General features: G+C 58.9%; 16 protein-coding genes. 6 read left to right on the top strand and 10 right to left on the bottom strand.

What is annotated here, in order from left to right:
* The first annotated feature begins 34 nt into the window (after nt 1-34).
* The 3 genes from galB to H8F23_RS16645 are packed head-to-tail and all read left to right on the top strand — an operon-like array spanning nt 35 to nt 2,612.
* On the top strand, nt 35-769 hold the full coding sequence (galB, locus tag H8F23_RS16655; protein WP_194935092.1) for a 4-oxalmesaconate hydratase: 735 nt from the start codon (nt 35-37) through the stop codon (nt 767-769).
* Nucleotides 766-1,482, top strand: a complete 717-nt coding sequence (locus tag H8F23_RS16650; protein WP_194935091.1) for a 4-carboxy-4-hydroxy-2-oxoadipate aldolase/oxaloacetate decarboxylase — start codon at nt 766-768, stop codon at nt 1,480-1,482. The genes galB and H8F23_RS16650 overlap by 4 nt, the downstream gene beginning before the upstream one ends.
* Nucleotides 1,483-1,484: 2 nt before the next feature.
* Nucleotides 1,485-2,612, top strand: a complete 1,128-nt coding sequence (locus tag H8F23_RS16645; protein ID WP_194935090.1) for a 4-oxalomesaconate tautomerase — start codon at nt 1,485-1,487, stop codon at nt 2,610-2,612.
* 71 nt (nt 2,613-2,683) lie between these two features.
* Here H8F23_RS16645 and H8F23_RS28910 read toward each other — a convergent pair whose 3' ends face one another.
* The 4 genes from H8F23_RS28910 to H8F23_RS16625 all read right to left on the bottom strand — a co-directional run bounded on the left by H8F23_RS28910 (nt 2,684) and on the right by H8F23_RS16625 (nt 6,179).
* The gene (locus H8F23_RS28910; protein WP_228759260.1) at nt 2,684-3,217 is read right to left on the bottom strand and encodes a MarR family winged helix-turn-helix transcriptional regulator; all 534 of its coding nucleotides are present in this window, start codon (nt 3,215-3,217) and stop codon (nt 2,684-2,686) included.
* A 374-nt stretch (nt 3,218-3,591) separates the two neighbouring features.
* Nucleotides 3,592-3,813 carry a hypothetical protein gene (locus H8F23_RS16635; protein ID WP_194935089.1) on the bottom strand — a complete coding sequence of 74 codons (222 nt, stop codon included), beginning with the start codon at nt 3,811-3,813 and terminating at the stop codon, nt 3,592-3,594.
* Between the two features lie 118 nt (nt 3,814-3,931).
* Nucleotides 3,932-5,185, bottom strand: coding sequence for an MFS transporter (locus tag H8F23_RS16630; protein ID WP_194935088.1), 1,254 nt, complete (start codon nt 5,183-5,185; stop codon nt 3,932-3,934).
* An 88-nt stretch (nt 5,186-5,273) separates the two neighbouring features.
* Nucleotides 5,274-6,179, bottom strand: coding sequence for a LysR family transcriptional regulator (locus H8F23_RS16625; RefSeq protein ID WP_194935087.1), 906 nt, complete (start codon nt 6,177-6,179; stop codon nt 5,274-5,276).
* A gap of 94 nt (nt 6,180-6,273) precedes the next feature.
* On the opposite strand from H8F23_RS16625, the gene H8F23_RS16620 reads away from it, so the two are divergent.
* The gene (locus H8F23_RS16620) at nt 6,274-7,440 is read left to right on the top strand and encodes an MFS transporter (protein ID WP_194935086.1); all 1,167 of its coding nucleotides are present in this window, start codon (nt 6,274-6,276) and stop codon (nt 7,438-7,440) included.
* A 213-nt stretch (nt 7,441-7,653) separates the two neighbouring features.
* On the opposite strand, the gene H8F23_RS16615 is transcribed toward H8F23_RS16620, so the two are convergent.
* From H8F23_RS16615 to H8F23_RS16595, 5 genes are all read right to left on the bottom strand, one after another.
* Nucleotides 7,654-8,016 carry a response regulator gene (locus H8F23_RS16615; RefSeq protein ID WP_194935085.1) on the bottom strand — a complete coding sequence of 121 codons (363 nt, stop codon included), beginning with the start codon at nt 8,014-8,016 and terminating at the stop codon, nt 7,654-7,656.
* A gap of 23 nt (nt 8,017-8,039) precedes the next feature.
* Nucleotides 8,040-9,479: an ATPase domain-containing protein gene (locus H8F23_RS16610; protein ID WP_194935084.1), complete on the bottom strand. Its 1,440-nt coding sequence runs from the start codon at nt 9,477-9,479 to the stop codon at nt 8,040-8,042.
* Between the two features lie 340 nt (nt 9,480-9,819).
* The gene (locus tag H8F23_RS16605; RefSeq protein WP_095125982.1) at nt 9,820-11,064 is read right to left on the bottom strand and encodes a saccharopine dehydrogenase family protein; all 1,245 of its coding nucleotides are present in this window, start codon (nt 11,062-11,064) and stop codon (nt 9,820-9,822) included.
* A gap of 29 nt (nt 11,065-11,093) precedes the next feature.
* Nucleotides 11,094-12,191, bottom strand: coding sequence for a carboxynorspermidine decarboxylase (locus tag H8F23_RS16600; protein ID WP_095125981.1), 1,098 nt, complete (start codon nt 12,189-12,191; stop codon nt 11,094-11,096).
* A 200-nt stretch (nt 12,192-12,391) separates the two neighbouring features.
* Nucleotides 12,392-13,519, bottom strand: a complete 1,128-nt coding sequence (locus tag H8F23_RS16595) for an aminotransferase class V-fold PLP-dependent enzyme (RefSeq protein WP_194935083.1) — start codon at nt 13,517-13,519, stop codon at nt 12,392-12,394.
* Between the two features lie 170 nt (nt 13,520-13,689).
* On the opposite strand from H8F23_RS16595, the gene H8F23_RS16590 reads away from it, so the two are divergent.
* Entirely contained in the window at nt 13,690-14,088 is a 399-nt protein-coding gene (locus tag H8F23_RS16590; RefSeq protein ID WP_228759258.1) for a Rieske 2Fe-2S domain-containing protein, read from the top strand.
* A gap of 42 nt (nt 14,089-14,130) precedes the next feature.
* On the opposite strand, the gene H8F23_RS16585 is transcribed toward H8F23_RS16590, so the two are convergent.
* Complete coding sequence (locus H8F23_RS16585) at nt 14,131-15,429, bottom strand: MFS transporter (RefSeq protein WP_194935082.1); 1,299 nt, start codon at nt 15,427-15,429, stop codon at nt 14,131-14,133.
* A 324-nt stretch (nt 15,430-15,753) separates the two neighbouring features.
* On the opposite strand from H8F23_RS16585, the gene yddG reads away from it, so the two are divergent.
* A complete protein-coding gene (gene yddG / locus H8F23_RS16580) occupies nt 15,754-16,692 on the top strand; it encodes an aromatic amino acid DMT transporter YddG (RefSeq protein WP_194935081.1) in 939 nt (312 codons plus the stop codon).
* The last annotated feature ends 6 nt before the right edge of the window (nt 16,693-16,698 follow it).

Below are 16,698 nucleotides of genomic sequence, written 5' to 3'. Positions count from 1 at the left end.
GATGCTCTTTCGCAACGCAAGAGGAGAATCCGCAATGATCGATTCAACCAAAAACGCGCTGGTTGTCAGCGCCCACTCAGCCGATTTTGTCTGGCGTGCCGGTGGCGCCATCGCTCTGCATGCACAGCAGGGTTACCAGGTTCACATCGTCTGCCTGTCGTTCGGTGAGCGCGGCGAATCCGCCAAGTTGTGGCGCAAGGGCGAGATGAGCGAAGACAAGGTCAAAGCCGCACGTCGCGAAGAGGCTCAGGCCGCCGCCGACATTCTCGGGGCCAGTGTCGAGTTCTTCGATATCGGCGATTACCCGATGCGCGCCGACAAGGAAACCTTGTTCCGTCTTGCCGATGTTTTTCGCCGGGTGCAACCGGAGTTCGTTCTCAGCCACTCGCTCAAAGACCCGTACAACTACGATCACCCACTGGCCATGAACCTCACCCAGGAGGCGCGCATCATCGCCCAGGCCGAAGGCTATAAACCGGGTGAGAGAATCGTCGGCGCACCGCCGGTCTACAGTTTCGAGCCACACCAGCCCGAGCAATGCGAATGGCGCCCCGATGTGCTGCTCGACATCACCGATGTCTGGGACAAGAAGTACGCGGCCATCCAGTGCATGGCAGGTCAGGAGCATTTGTGGGAGTACTACACGCGCGTCGCCCTGCAACGCGGTGTGCAAGCCAAACGTAATGTCGGGATCACTTCAACTCGTAACATCGTCTATGGCGAGGGTTACCAGAGTATTTTCCCGCGCGTCACGGAGAATCTGGGATGAGCGAACATATCGGCAAGACAGGCGTTGTCGTGCGCAATGTTCAGCGGGCCGAAGCGGTGCTGGTCGATGAGTTGAAGCGCTTCGGCGTGGCGACCATTCATGAAGCGCAGGGGCGCAAAGGCCTGTTCGCGACTTCGATCAGACCGATTCAGCAGGGCACAGTGATCAGTGGTTCAGCCATCACGGTCCTGGTCGCCCCGGGTGACAACTGGATGTTCCATGTGGCCGTCGAACAATGCCGGCCCGGCGATATTCTGGTGGTCGCGCCGAGTTCACCGTGCACCGACGGCTACTTCGGCGACCTGCTGGCCACCTCGCTCAAGGCCCACGGCGTTCGGGCGCTGGTAATTGATGCGGGCGTGCGCGACACCCACACTCTGCGCGAAATGGGCTTCCCGGTCTGGTCCCGCGCCATCAGCGCGCAAGGCACAATCAAAGAAACCCTGGGCTCGGTCAACCTGCCGCTGGTGTGCGGCGGGCAACTGGTGCACCCGGGTGATGTGGTGATTGCTGATGACGATGGTGTGGTGGTCGTGCGACGCACCGAGCTGCTGCAAGTCGTCGAAGCCAGTCGCGCCCGCGCCGACCTGGAGGAACAGAAAGCTCTGCGCCTGGCCAAGGGCGAACTGGGTCTGGACATCTACAACATGCGCGCGCGTCTGGCGGAAAAGGGTTTGCGCTACGTCGACAGCCTCGAAGAACTGGGAGACTGAGCATGGCGCAGACCCGCATTCCCTGTCTGTTGATGCGCGGCGGCACGTCGAAAGGCGCTTACTTTCTGGCCGACGATTTACCGCAAGAACCCGCCCTGCGAGACCGCGTGCTGCTGGCGGTGATGGGCTCGCCGGATGCGCGGCAGATCGACGGCATTGGCGGCGCTGATTCGCTGACCAGCAAAGTGGCGATCATCAGACCGTCAAGCCGCGCAGATGCAGATGTCGATTACCTTTTCGCCCAGGTGCTGGTGGATGAGCCGCGCGTCGATTACGGTCAGAACTGCGGAAACATCCTCGCCGGTGTCGGTCCGTTCGCCATCGAGCGCGGGTTGGTGACGGCGACAGCCGACGTCACCCCAGTGCGGATATACATGGAAAACACCGGACAGATCGCCATCGCCCATGTACCAACGTCTGATGGTGAGGTGCGCTATGACGGCGACGCACGTATCGACGGCGTGCCGGGACAGGCCGCGCCTTTGATTGTCGAATTCGAGGATGTCGCTGGCGCCAGTTGCGGTGCAATGTTACCGACCGGCAACGCCCGGGACGTGATCGACGGCGTTGAAGTGACCTGCATCGATAACGGCATGCCCGTGGTGCTGATCAACGCGCAAGAGCTTGGTTGCAGTGGCTATGAGAATCCCGCGCAACTCGACGTCAATGCTTCACTGAAACAGCGTCTGGAGTCCATCCGCCTACAAGCGGGGCGGCGCATGAACCTGGGCGATGTGAGCCAGCGCAACGTGCCGAAAATGTGCCTGATTGCACCGCCGCAGGTCGGTGGGGCCATCACCACACGCAGTTTCATTCCCCATCGCTGCCACACCAGCATTGGCGTGTTCGGCGCGGTCAGCGTGGCTGCCGCCTGCCTGATCAAGGGCAGTGTGGCGGCGGTCATGGCGGTTGTGGAGGAGGGCGAGGTGAAACGCCTGTCGATCGAACATCCGACGGGCGAGTTCACTGTGGAGTTGCGCTTGCAGGACGAGCGATTGGTCGGGTGCGGGCTGATGCGCACGGCTCGGTTGCTGTTTGATGGCCTCGTCTGCATTCCATCAGCGATCTGGAGTGATAAAACCGTTATTCAACCAGGAGAGTGCTTCTCGCAAGTACGCGTAAAGAGCTGAAAAAACGCGCAAGCGATCCACCCATGTGGAGCAGGTCGCGCGTCCCCCAGAAACGACAAAGCCCTGAGTAGTCAGGGCTTAGTTACATCCAGTGGACGTTCGGCGGGTGAGTCGCTTTGATCTTCTTCAAGCTTATTGCGCAGTTGGTTTAGAACCTGGTGAGTGGTCTGGATTGCATCGACATCCAGACCCAGTGAAAGCTCGTTGATCCAGGGCGCTTGAAGCTTCATTGCAGAATCGAATGCTTGCTTTCCAGCTTCAGTCAGCACAACCAGCTGCGCCCTGCGATGGTGAGGGTTGGGCTGAAATTCCAGCAAGCCATCCTTGACCCGATCGTCCCCATCACCCAACAGCTGCAGTGCAGCGAAGCTCCAGTGGTATTGATCAACCTCTTCACTGTCGACGCAGACGATATACCTGACCTCCTTGGCGCATGGGAGCTGGATGCCAACTGGATGAAACAACGTGCCGGTTTCATCTCCACGCAGCTCCATCAAGCCATCGGGGGCAGCAACACGTTCTTGAATTTGAAGAAAAAACGCATGCCATTCATTGCCACCAATGGCCTGTTGGCTCTGCTGCCGTGCGCCATTTTGCTTAACCAATGGGCGTCGGCGGGAAGCCTGGATACGCGTTTTTACGTCGTGCAGGTAATCGAACTGATCGCAGGGGCCACCAATCTCGCATTAATGGGGATGCGGCGCGTGCTGCTAGCGTCGAAACCACTATGAAACCGTTCGCGCGCGCGATCAGGATCAAATCGCCCAAGCCGCTCTAGGCTTTCGCGCATGGCCTCAATCCGAATGGCTATCAGATCTTCTAGATCGCAGTTTGAAGCACGGCGTAAAACGACAGCGGATTTTTGATCAGGGGAAGGTGACATAACAAGCGCTCCAGGCATGGCCGGTGACTCATTATAGAAAGCGTGAGTGGCATAACCAGTCACGCCGGCCCATGCCCGCTACCAGCACGTTCTGTCTCAGCCATACATGTACAAAAGGTCGTCGATCAGCGCTAGGTCCTGCTGCGTGTACTGGACCTTGTTGTACCGTCTCATGCCCTCAAGCACACCCCTGATCGGAACTTGCCGCGAAGGATCCTGAACAATTTCGATCAGACGGTCGTAATCGGGATCTCTTCCCTTGAGGTGTTTTTCAATCAGTTCTTTGAGCGCTACGCGCGCCTCTGGATCGGATAGCACTGTCACTTCTCCCGCAAGATCGTGAATTCATCTTCCAACTTAGCTCAGGTCAATGTTGGCAGCGGAACATGGGTGATCGCGTCGTCCCGGCATGTCGGGCACATTCTCAGGAGACATTTCATCGACTCATGACTGCCGCCAGTTTCGGATGGTTTTTTGCGTAATACAGCTCTGACTCAGCGTCATCTTCCAGGAAGTGCCATATCTTTTTTGATCGCATGGAATATATGACGATAACCAGAAACACCCCGAGATAAAGCCACATCAAACTGGTTGCGCCGGATCTGGACATGATGGCGCCCGTCATCATGAATGACACGGAGCCGCCTAGCTGACTGATCACTAATGTGGATGCCATCAGTCGCACGCGTACGCCGGAGGGGATCGACATGAGCCTCTTGTCCATTCCGACCATCGTAATGCAGGCACTCGCTGCCCCGGCGAAAAACAGGCAAGTACTCAACTGCCAGATCTCGTCGGCTTGTGTCGCTGCACAGAGTGCAAACGTTAACAGTATCCAGCATCCAAGATACTTGTTGCGCTGATCTTCCTTTTTGCTAATCAGCGGGCTTAAAAAGAACAAACCTGCAACGGCTCCACCCGCGAATACCGCATTGAACAAGCCAACGCTACCTTCAGCAAGGCCGCGCGTGTGTATGAGCGTTGGAACCAGCATCGGTACGGTCGCTGTTACGGCCAGACCAAGCAGTAATCCGGAAAAGGTCAAAAATTGTTCTGGCGGTAGAACGCATTTGAGTCTAAGCCCCAACAGCATGTCATTAACAAGATCGGTTGATGATTTTCGGGGGTGCAGGGCAGGGGCTGCGCTGACGGGTAACACCATGCCTAAAACCACAATGACGAATCCCACCATCGACACAAATAGCAGCGAGATTTCCAGTGAAGAAACCGTAATCACCATACCCGCCAACAAAGGCCCCGCAACCCGGCCGACAGTAACAACGATGCGCCGGACGCGAAATGCAGCATCCGTCCGATGTTTATCAACGGTTTCCGCAGGATAGATACCCAACAGAGGCTGGATCATTCCAAATGCTGATGCAGCGATCACATCGATCACTATCAGCGCATCAAGCGAATACCAGTTTGCGGCAAAAAAGTATCGCAATACGCTGGCCATCAAGAGCGCAAAACAGCCCACCTTGAGCGCCGTACTGCGGCGCATCGACTCAACACGCGGCGCCAGACACAACATCGAAATGATCGCCGCGAGTGCGAGCGCTGTTTCGTAGGCGGCCAGCTCCAGCAGGCTTCCTCGCTGCACGATGATCAGCGGTAGCGTGGTATTCCAGCAACCGAGGTAGATCCAAAGTAACAAGTCCAGGCAAAGATACTTTCGAAATGTACTCAAGGGGTGACTTCCTTGCTCCGCACCTTGTTGTTTGGGATGTCATGCGCACGCGCCGAATTATCCGCAATGCAGCTGCGCAAATATCAGCTTATACCTGCGCTGACATCCGATGATGTTCCACCAAAAAGTCCACGAACAATCGCACCCGCGCCGGCATTGCCGCGCCACCGACGAACACCGCATGAATCGGTTCCTGATCCCCCGGGTTCCAGTCTTGCAACAGCGCAATCAGTTCGCCGCGCTGCAGATCCTCACTCACGCTGAACTCCCCGATACGGGCAATGCCGGCGCCCATTCGCGCGAATTGCGCCAGCGCTTCACCACTGCTGCATTCGATGTTGCCGCTGACCTTGAGGGAAAACGCTTTGCCATCGCGGATAAATGGCCAGTTGGGTTCGGCACGCTTGAAATTGAAGCGCAGGCAGTTGTGCTGTAGCAGGTCTTCCGGTTCCTGAGGGATGCCGTGACGTTGCAGATACTCCGGCGATGCCACCACGACCTGGCCGGTGGTGCCGATCCTGCGTGCGGTCAGCGGGCTGTCGGGCAGATGGCCGAAGCGCACCGCGACGTCGGCTTGCCCGCCAAGAATGTCGACCACTTCGTCGCCGAGGTTGAGGTCGACGACGATGTTCGGGTAACGGGCGCTGAAGGCTGCGACCAAGGGAACGATGGCCAGCCGTCCATGGCCAAGGGCGGCACTGACCCGCAGTCGCCCCTTGGGCACGCCTTGATCGGCGATGGCTTCTTCAACTTCGTCCATGTCGGCGAGGATCCGCCGGGCGCCGCGCAGGAACGCTTCGCCCTCGGCTGTGAAGGTGATCGCTCGGGTGGTGCGCAACAGCAGGCGAGTGCCAAGCCGTTGCTCGGTGCGCGCGATGATCCGACTGACGGCCGAGGGTGTCAGGCCCAGTGCACGCGCGGCGGCCGACAGGCTGCCTTCCTGCGCAACGGTGGTGAATACGCTCATTTCACCTGACCTGCCGTTGAAATCCACTTGTGCCTCCTACGCAAAGGTGATTGCCAAAAATGCTATATACCGCCTGAAAAGACAGGATCGTAGCATTGGCGGCATAGATAAGGAGCTTTCCATGCGTATCAATCCACCACTTGTTGCACTCGCCATCGGTGCCTTCGGCATCGGCGTTACAGAATTCGCCCCCATGGGCATGTTGCCGGGTATCGCTGAGGATCTGGGCGTTTCCATTCCCGCTGCCGGTTTGCTGGTCAGTGCTTATGCGCTGGGCGTATTGCTCGGCGCACCGCTGATGACCCTGACCACCGGCAAGATTCCCCGACGCTATCTGCTGATCGGGCTTATGGCGATTTTCACCCTGGGTAATCTGATGTCAGCCCTGGCCACCGACTACTACAGCCTCATGGTCGCCAGGGTGGTCACCTCACTGAACCACGGTGCGTTTTTTGGCGTTGGCTCAGTCGTCGCCGCCACCCTGGTCGCCCCGGAGAAACGTGCCGGGGCGGTTGCGGCGATGTTCATGGGCCTGACCCTGGCGACCATCGGCGGCGTGCCGCTGGCCGCCTGGTTTGGCGAACTGTTCGGTTGGCGCACGGCTTTCTGGGGCATTACCGGCCTGGGCGTGCTGACCATGGCTGCGTTGTGGTTCGCTTTGCCCAACGTGCGGGCGCCGCAAAGCGTCGGCGTCATGGCGGAAATTCGGGTATTGGGGCGCGGCCCGGTGCTGGCCGCGCTGGCCCTGACCGTCGTCGGTTCAAGTGCCATGTTTACCGTTTTCACCTACATCGCGCCGATCCTCAGCAGCGAGACCCATGCGTCCACCGCCTTCATCACTGCGATGCTGATGCTTTACGGTGTCGGTTTGACGCTGGGCAACATGTGGGGTGGCAAGGCCGCTGACCGCTCGATCGATCGCACCCTGATTGTCTCGCTGAGCGTGCTGATTCTGGTGTTGTTGGCGTTCACCGTACTGATGCGCTGGCCGCTGCCGGCCGCCGTGGCCATCCTGATCTGGGGGATCGCCAGCTTCGCTCTGGTGCCACCGCTACAGATGCGTGTAATGGAAGCAGCCAAGGACGCGCCCAATCTGGCCTCGGCGGTGAATATCGGCGCCTTTAACTTCGGCAACGCGATTGGCGCGGCGCTGGGCGGCGCGGTGATCAGCAGCGGGCTGGGTTATCCGGCGATCTCCCTGGCCGGCGCGGCAATGGCGGGCCTCGGGCTGCTGATGGTGTTGGGGTTTGCGTGGCGTTCCAGAGCGGTTGAAGCCGCCGTGGTGTAACACGTTCAACAATGCTCGGCGAGTTGTCAGTCATTCATAGGGTGAGTAAGCTGCCCCCAATGAATCAGCCATCCCTATCTGCCTCTTTGTCCCCACGTCAAAGCGTGGTGATCTGACCGTTGCGGTCCAGCTCGCTTTGTGAGCATTGAGCCCGCGAATTCACAAATGAGAGCGGGCAATGCCAATGCCGAAATTGCCTTTGTCGTTGAGTATCTATGAGGAGGCCAACAGCTTCTTCACCTCAGCCACAATCACCGCAATGTCGAAAGGCTTGGGCAGCACCACGTCAAACAGATCCGAGCGCTGCATGCCGATGTGCGCCTGCGCTCCACTCATGAGAATGATCGGCAGGTGTTTGACGGAAGGCTGAGCGCGCACGGCTTCGGCGAATTCGAGGCCGTCCATGACCGGCATCATGAAGTCCGTGATGATCAGTGCTGGCCGTTCTCTCTCGAGCACCTCGAGCGCTTTCTTGCCATTGCTGGCCGTCACCGTCATGAAGCCTTCATCCTCCAGCGCAAAGCCAAGAATGTCAGCAATCAGATACTCGTCGTCGACTACCAGGATGGTGGCCATGTTATTTCAACCCGCTCGAAGACTTACGATATTGAACCAGGCAATGACTCAGATGAGACGGAAGGTTCATTTCTCAAAGCCTTTTCCAGGAACACATCTTGATCACGGATGACTACCTCGAACCGCGAAGGGTTATAGGCGCTATCACGTATCTTGAGAATGGAAAGCGTCCTGCGAAGTTCAGCGTGACTTTCAAAGAAACGCATGAGAATCAGGTTGTCGGCAATACTGGACAGGTCGGAATTCGGTGCGCTGACCTCGGAGCCGAACAGATCGCGCATTTCCCAGGAGGCGAAGACCGTGACGCCTCGGGATCGCAGCTCGTTCATCAGCGCACTGAAAAAGTCGGTGATGCGTCCCGGTGTGGTTGAAACCCGAGTCATGCCGCTGAGGCTGTCGATGAACAGGCGCTTGATACCTTTTTCATCGACCAGGCTCAGCAGGCGCGCACCGAGGGCGTCGAGCAAGCCCTCGGTGGTCGGCTGCCAGGCAATGCTCAGTGCACCGCTGTGTTCCATTTCTTCAATATTGATGCCCAGCGAACGGCCTTTGAGTCGCAGCCGTTGCGGGCTCTCATAGAAGCCGAAATGCAGGCCCGGCGCTTCGGCCGTCGACTGCGCGAGAAACTTCAGCCCCAGCGTGGTTTTACCGATCCCGGAAGGCCCCATGACGAGCGTGACGCTGGAGCTGTGCAAGCCGCCACCGAGAATGTCATCCAGCGAAACGATGCCGCTGGGAATGCGTGTCATGTCTGCGCTGTCGGGGGCGGAAGGGCGTTTGTACAGACTTTCCAGGCGCGGATAGACCACCAGGCCGTGATCGGTGATCTCGCATTCGTGAACACCGGTCAACGCGCCGCTGCCGCGGGTCTTGCGCAGGTGAATGCGGCGCACCGATCGGGTGCCGAACAGCTCTTCGCCCATTTCGATGACGCCGTCGACCATTGTGTGTTCCGGGCTGCCGTCGTCCAGGCGCGAGCTGGTGAGAAACAGCACGGTGCAACCGGCGAACGCCGCGTGGCCTTGCAGTTCGGAAATGAATTTTTTCGTGTCGATCGGTGAGTCGGCCTTGGAGCGCGCGTTGAGCAAACCGTCCACGACCATGACCGTCGCTTTCTGCCGGCTGATTTCGCGCCGCAGCAGTTTCACCACTTCATCGAGGCCTTCGTTTTCCAGCGTATCGAAAGCGCTGACAAACTGTATTTCGGCGCCCACTCGGGAGGCGTCGAAAAAACTCATGGTCGACAGAAACTGGAACAGCCGGTCGTGGGACTCGGCCAGCAACGTGGCGACCAGAACGCGCCCGCCATTGCGGGCATGATGGAACCCGAGTTGGTTAGCGAGGATGGTCTTGCCGGAACCGGGGCGGCCCTGAACGATGTACGAAGCACCCGCGACCAGGCCTCCCTGCAGCAGCGCGTCGAGCCCTTCGATTCCGCTTTGAAGGCGTTTTAGCTTTTCCACTATGCGACCCTGATCTGAAAAAACAGGCTTGTTAAGCCGGATGGATGAAATGCTAACGCCATTTCCATTTTTGGGCCATGGCGGTGGAGGCAAAGAAGCGTTGGAAAGTGGCGCTTGGCGAATGGCGGCACGCAATCCGGGAATAAGGACAACCTGCGCGCAAGAAGATTCGATTGCCAAATCCCGTAAACGACAAAGCCGGAACAGTCAGGGCAGGAACAGGAACACGGCGCAACAATGTCCAGAAGCCGTGTCCTGATTTTCAGTGCATACAAAAACGCCGCTCAATGAGCGGCGTTTTTTGTAGTGGGCAGTGACGCGTCGCAGGTTATTGCGAGCCTCAGGCTACGCCGTTCCAGGGACGATCTCCGTTTTCGTCCTTGATGCGGGTCGGCAGGCCCATGACGTCCAGCGCCTTGAGGAACGGCTCAGCCGGCAGTTCCTCGACGTTAGCCATGCGCTGCACATCCCACTCGCCGCGGGCGACCAGCAGGGCAGCGGCAACAGGTGGTACGCCGGCGGTGTAGGAAATGCCCTGGCTGTCGGTTTCGGCAAAGGCTTCCTCGTGGTCGGCCACGTTGTAGATGAACACTTCGCGCGACTGGCCATCCTTGGTGCCCTTGACCAGATCACCGATGCAGGTCTTGCCGGTGTAGCCGGGCGCCAGCGAGCTCGGATCAGGCAGCACAGCCTTGACCACTTTGAGCGGCACGACTTCCAGGCCTTCGGCGGTCTTGACCGGTTGTTCGGACAGCAGGCCGAGGTTCCTGAGGACCGTGAACACGTTGATGTAGTGCTCGCCGAAACTCATCCAGAAACGTACGTTGGGCACGTCCAGATTCTTCGACAGCGAGTGCACTTCATCGTGGCCGGTCAGGTACAGGTTCTGCGAACCCACGACCGGCAGGTCGTCGGTGCGTTTGACTTCGAACATGGTGTTGCTGGTCCACTGGCTGTTCTGCCAGCTCCACACCTGCCCGGTGAATTCACGGAAATTGATTTCCGGGTCGAAATTGGTGGCGAAATATTTGCCGTGGGAACCGGCATTGACGTCGAGAATGTCGATCGAATCAATGCGGTCGAAATACTGTTGTTGTGCCAGTGCTGCATAGGCGTTGACCACACCCGGGTCGAAGCCCACGCCGAGAATGGCGGTGATGTTCTTCTCTTGGCACTCGGCGAGGTGCTTCCACTCATAGTTGCCATACCAAGGCGGGGTTTCGCAGATCTTGCCCGGCTCTTCGTGAATGGCGGTGTCGAGATAAGCGACGCCGGTATCGATGCAGGCACGCAACACCGACATGTTGAGGAACGCGGAGCCGACGTTGATGACGATCTCGGATCCGGTTTCGCGGATCAGCGCTTTGGTCGCCTCGACATCCAGCGCATTGAGCGAGAAGGCTTTGATATCGGCGGGTTGTTTGAGGCTACCCTTGGCCTTGACGCTGTCGATGATGGCCTGGCATTTGGAGATGTTGCGCGACGCGATAGCGATACGACCGAGTTCATCGTTATGCTGCGCGCACTTGTGGGCCACCACCTTAGCGACACCTCCTGCACCAATGATAAGAACGTTCTTTTTCAATTGCTTTTTCTCTCCTTTATCTGTCCGTTTCAAGAAAGGCTGGACAGGTAGTCTTCGTAACCGAATTGGCGAACCACTTCGACGGTACCATCGAGTTGTTTCACCACGATGGATGGCATTTTCAGGCCGTTGAACCAGTTCTTCTTGACCATGGTGTAGCCGGCGGTATCGATGAATGACAGTCGATCGCCAATGGCCAGCGGACGGTCAAACTGGTACTCGCCGAAGATGTCTCCGGCCAGGCACGATTTGCCGCACACCATGTAGGTGTGTTCACCCTCGCTCGGCGCCAGCTTGGCGTTCAGGCGATAGATCAACAGGTCGAGCAAGTGGGCTTCAATGGAGCTGTCCACGACGGCCAGGTGCTTGCCGTTGTAGAGGGTGTCGAGCACGGTGACTTCCAGCGAAGCGCTGTTAGTGATCGCCGCTTCGCCAGGCTCCAGATAGACCTGCACGCCGTACTTTTGCGAGAACGCCTTGAGACGAGCGCAGAACGCGTCCAGTGCGTAGCCTTCACCGGTGAAGTGAATGCCGCCGCCGAGGCTGACCCAGCTGACTTTGTGCAGCAGCTCACCGAAGCGTTCTTCGATGGTGCAGAGCATTTGGTCGAACAGGCCGAAGTCGCCGTTCTCACAGTTATTGTGGAACATGAAGCCGGAGATCTGGCTGATAACGCCTTCGATTTTCACCGGGTCCCATTCGCCAAGACGGCTGAACGGACGCGCCGGGTCGGCCAGCAGATAATCGGAACTGCTGACTTGCGGGTTGACGCGCAGGCCACGGACTTTGCCCTCAGAGCGCTCGGCAAAGCGTTGCAGCTGGCTGATGGAGTTGAAGATGATCTTGTCGCAATTGGCGAGCATCTCCTCGATCTCATCGTCGGCCCACGCCACGCTGTAGGCATGGGTTTCGCCTTCGAATTTCTGGCGGCCGAGCTTGAGTTCGTACAGCGACGACGACGTGGTGCCGTCCATGTATTGCTGCATCAAGTCGAACACCGACCAGGTCGCGAAGCACTTGAGCGCGAGCAGGGCTTTGGCCCCGGACTGTTCGCGCACATAAGCGATCTTCTGCATGTTGGTCAGCAGTTTCTGTTTGTCGATGAGGTAGTACGGTGTCTTGATCATTTCGAGGCCTCCGGCAAGGCCAGCCAAAAAAGGATGCGCATTGTGCCCGGACTGACCACATATCGAAAGAGCAGAGCGTACGACTGGTTCAGCAAATCCCCCGAAAGGTTGAACGCTCGGGACGTCCGGACGTGCAACACCGCGACATCAACCACCTGTTGACGGTTATGTCATGAAGCCTGTGCCCGACGGCCGGGTCGCTAAATAACCTCATCCAGTGCCTGTTCCAGCATGCTCACCGTGCGCTCGATATTCTGCAGCTTCTCGAGTCCGAACAGGCCGAGGCGGAAGGTCTGGAAGTCGGCCGGCTCATCGCATTGCAACGGCACGCCGGCAGCGATCTGCAGGCCGTGATGGGCAAATTTCTTGCCGTTCTTGATATCGGCATCATCGGTGTAGCTCACCACGACGCCGGGTGCCTGAAAGCCGACTGCGGCGACGCTTTTGATGCCTTTGCCGATCAACAGCGCACGCACCCGATCACCCAGCGCCTGTTGTTCATCGCGAACCTTGTCGAACCCGTACGCTTGCGTCTCTCTCATCACGTCATTGAACCGCGCGAGGGAATCGCTGGGCATCGTTGCGTGATAGGCATGTCCGCCCTGTTCGTAGGCTTGCATGATCTGCAGCCACTTTTTCAGGTCGCAAGCGAAGCTGCTGCTTTGCGTCTGTTCGATGCGCGCAAGCGCCGCGGCGCTGAACATCACCAGGGCGCAGCAGGGGGAGGCGCTCCAGCCTTTCTGCGGTGCGCTGATCAACAGGTCGACTGCGCATTTGTGCATATCCACCCAAATCGTGCCCGAGGCGATGCAGTCCAGCACGAAGAGGCCACCCACTGCATGCACGGCGTCCCCGACCGCCCGCAGGTAGTCGTCGGGCAGGAGGATTCCGGATGACGTTTCAACATGGGGTGCGAAGACCACCTGCGGCTTGTGCGCGGCAATGGCGGCCAGAACTTCGTCCAGCGGCGGCGGGGCGTAGGCTGCCTGGCGACCCGGCTCTACCGGCCGTGCCTTGAGCACCGTGGTCGCCGCCGGGATATTGCCCATCTCAAGGATCTGGCTCCAGCGATAACTGAACCAGCCGTTGCGGATCACCAGGCACTGCTGGCCGGTGGCGAACTGCCGCGCCACCGCTTCCATGCCGAATGTGCCGCTGCCCGGAACCACTGCAACCGCCTCGGCGTGGTAGACCTGTTTCAGGGTCTTGGAAATGTTCCTCATCACGCCTTGAAAGGCCTGCGACATGTGGTTGAGCGAGCGGTCGGTATAGACAACCGAGTACTCGACCAGCCCCTCAGGATCGATACTGGGATAGAGCTTTGACATGGGTGACTCCTTCGGCAGAGAGGAAACATCATTGGCAAGCAAGTGTAGGCAAAGGGCAGGGCAACGGCACTGGCAATTCACGTTGGCCAAGTGGAGCGCTCTGGTTTGGTTTTGGATTCCAGGGTTTTTCTGACTTGAACTCACCGTACTGACGGATCGCCCGCCCCCCCATGCTTACAAACCTGTGGTATGTCGCTCTCCCATCGTCACAGTTGACTGATGGACTGATGCCGGTTCGACTGCTCGGACAACCTTTCGTAGCGTTCCGCGATGACGCTGGCGTCGCGCACGTGCTGGCGGATATCTGCGTGCATCGCGGCGGCTCACTGTCGGCCGGCAGCAAGGTCGGCAACAGCGTGCAGTGTCCCTATCACGGCTGGCGGTTTGGCGCTGATGGCGTGTGCACGCAGATACCCGCGCAGCCCGACCTGCGGATTCCCGCCAAGGCCCGCGTCGATGCGTATACCGGACGCAAGGCTTGCGCGATACCCAGCCCTGAACGTCGTCAGATTTGCGCTTGGGCGATTGAGCCGATTCCGCTCGTGGACATCACCCACGAATCTGAATAGTGGTGCGAGCCAGTCTGCGCTTGGCACAGACTGGCGCAACCCTCAGCGTGTCTCACATTGTGGCGAAGGTTCGCCGCTCAGTGCATCAACCATTGGCGGATGTTCTTGCACTGCCTGACGCAGATCTTCGGTCACCCGCAGCTCCGCGCCTGTCGGCGAGAAGGTTGCTGCCGCTGCAAACGGCGCGGGATTGGCAGGCACCGGGCGTTTGCCACGACGCCATAAGAAGAAGCTGACCATGCACAGATTGACCAACGCAAAGACCCAGAACAAACCATTGGCACCGAACGAGTTCATCACCGGCGAAATCATCATCGGGCTGATCGCCGAGCCCAGCGAGTTGATCAGCAGCAGTCCCTGAATCATCGGCACCAACGCTTCGGCAGGCGCACGGTCGGCGGCGTGGCTGACGGCAACCGGGTACAGCGCAAACACGCCGCCGCCGAGCATAAACAACATCACCGCGAGCAGCGTCGAGGACAACGGCACCAGGACGATCACCAGCGACAACACGGTGCACGCCACTGTCAGAATCGTCAGCACCTGCAAACGATCCTTGCGGTCGGACCAGCGCCCGACCGGGTACTGCAGGAGCATCGCGCCGAGGATCGTCCAGGCCATCATGCTGCCGACTTCACCGACATTCAGACCGCTGCGTTGCAGATACAGCGGCAGCAAGGTGTAAATCGCCGCGATGGTCACACCCGAGCCGAAACAGCCGACCAGCCCGGTCGGTGTCACGCCCAACAGTTGCCGTGGCTTGAGCGGTTCCACCTGATCGAGCAGCGGCGACACGCGCGGCAGGATTACGATCGGCAGCACCGACAACGAGGCGAGCATGCCGGCCACCATGAACGGTGCGCTGTCGCTCAACCCGGTGATTTTGCCCAACGTTGCCTGGCCCAGCACACCGGCGCCGTACAAGACGATCATGTACAGCGCGAGCAAGCGCCCACGAATCTTCGCGTCGCCCGCCAGCAGCAGCCAGCTTTCGATCACCAGAAACACGCCGACCGTGGCCCAGCCGTTGATCAGGCGCAGGGCGAACCAGCCCCAGGTGTCATAGAACAATCCCTGCAACAGAATGGTCACGGCGATCAGCGAGGCAAAGCTGCCGTAGGCGCGGATATGGCCGATGCGCAGAATCAAACGGTCGTTGAACACCGCACCCAAAGTCAGACCGATGAAGTAGGCCGATGAAACGAAACCGATTGTCGTGGCCGAGGCACCGGCGGCGTCCAGTCGAAGGGTGGTCAGGGAAGACAGGAAACCGTTGCCCAGCGCAACAATGAACAGCCCGAGCAGGGGCGCCAGCGCCATGGCCAGCAAACGCGGAGACATAAAAACCTCTAGAGATCGAACAGCGCAACGTGCGCCTCTGCGCAGGCGATTGCCAAGCCGGGGTGTGTGGTGCGGGCGCCCGCCAGACGGACAGGGCGGTTGGATACGTTTCGGTCACCAGATCCGGCGACTGCAAGAGGGCGCGGATTCTAAGGCTTGTGCGGAATTTTCCAATGGCTGTTTGCTGCGACAGTTGGACGCAGGTCAATCAAGGCTGAGTCATAACGACAGCTCATCCTTTGCAGGGCAAAAATGTTCCTTTATTGATCCTCTTGCGCTGGTTAGCCTGTGCGGTCGGTTTGCCATGTTGTGCCAGGAGTCATGATGCTGATCAAAGGTGAGCGGGCCGCCACAGCGTGTGGTTTGGTGGCGATTGTTTTGTGGAGTACCGCCGCCGGATTGATCAGGGGCGTCAGCGAGCACTTCGGCCCGCTGGGGGGCGCTGCGTTGATCTACTCGCTGGGCGCCATGCTGTTGCTGGTATTTCTCGGCCGCCCGCGGATTCGCTCGACCTCCAGGCTCTATCTGGTGCTCGGCAGCGCATTGTTCGTCGCGTATGAGGTGTGCCTGTCGTTGGCGCTTGGTTTCGCCAGTGATCGCCATCAAGCCATCGAACTGGGCGTGGTCAATTATCTGTGGCCGTGCCTGACCGTGGTACTGGCGATCGTCATGAACGGACAGAAAACCCGCTGGTTCATCATTCCCGGCTCCGCGCTGGCGATTTTCGGCATCTTGTGGGTGGTCAGTGGCGAGGGGTTATCGCTGCCGGGAATTGTTCGCAATGTTCAGTCCAACCCGTTGAGCTACAGCCTGGCATTGACTTGTGCGATCACCTTTGCGCTGTATTGCAATGTCACGCGTCGCTATGCAGGTGGGCAGAATCTGGTGGTGCTGTTTTTCGTATTGACGTCCGTCGTGCTGTGGGTGAAGTGGTACATGAACCCGGAACAAATTCCGCCATTCACTTGGGAAAACTCCCTGGAGTTGCTGGCAGCCGGAATCGCCATGGCCGGCGGTTACGCGCTGTGGAACATCGGCATTCTGCGGGGAAACCTGACCTTGCTGGCGACCGCGTCCTACTCTGCGCCCGTGCTGTCATCGGCGTTCGCCGCGCTGTGGCTGGGCGTGAGTTTGCAGATGCAGTTCTGGCAGGGCGCCGTGCTGGTGACGGTGGGCTCGCTACTGTGTTGGCATGCGACCCGGCAGCACAAGGTTTCTCAAGCCACTCCGATCAAGGTCAGCGTGGGCGAAAACCCCCACTGAGGAAGC

Origin of the sequence: Pseudomonas neuropathica (genome assembly GCF_015461835.1) — a bacterium.
Lineage (GTDB): Bacteria > Pseudomonadota > Gammaproteobacteria > Pseudomonadales > Pseudomonadaceae > Aquipseudomonas > Aquipseudomonas neuropathica.
Note: the sequence above shows the minus strand (reverse complement) of the source record. Positions and strands in the feature narration are given on the sequence as shown.

Bases quoted from the DNA above. Each gene is read 5' to 3' on its own strand.
- galB (WP_194935092.1), top strand. From the start codon at position 35: ATGATCGATTCAACCAAAAACGCGCTGGTTGTCAGCGCCCACTCAGCC.
- H8F23_RS16650 (WP_194935091.1), top strand. From the start codon at position 766: ATGAGCGAACATATCGGCAAGACAGGCGTTGTCGTGCGCAATGTTCAG.
- H8F23_RS16645 (WP_194935090.1), top strand. From the start codon at position 1,485: ATGGCGCAGACCCGCATTCCCTGTCTGTTGATGCGCGGCGGCACGTCG.
- H8F23_RS16620 (WP_194935086.1), top strand. From the start codon at position 6,274: ATGCGTATCAATCCACCACTTGTTGCACTCGCCATCGGTGCCTTCGGC.
- H8F23_RS16615 (WP_194935085.1), bottom strand. From the start codon at position 8,016: ATGGCCACCATCCTGGTAGTCGACGACGAGTATCTGATTGCTGACATT.
- H8F23_RS16600 (WP_095125981.1), bottom strand. From the start codon at position 12,191: ATGATCAAGACACCGTACTACCTCATCGACAAACAGAAACTGCTGACC.
- H8F23_RS16595 (WP_194935083.1), bottom strand. From the start codon at position 13,519: ATGTCAAAGCTCTATCCCAGTATCGATCCTGAGGGGCTGGTCGAGTAC.
- H8F23_RS16590 (WP_228759258.1), top strand. From the start codon at position 13,690: ATGCTTACAAACCTGTGGTATGTCGCTCTCCCATCGTCACAGTTGACT.
- H8F23_RS16585 (WP_194935082.1), bottom strand. From the start codon at position 15,429: ATGTCTCCGCGTTTGCTGGCCATGGCGCTGGCGCCCCTGCTCGGGCTG.
- yddG (WP_194935081.1), top strand. From the start codon at position 15,754: ATGCTGATCAAAGGTGAGCGGGCCGCCACAGCGTGTGGTTTGGTGGCG.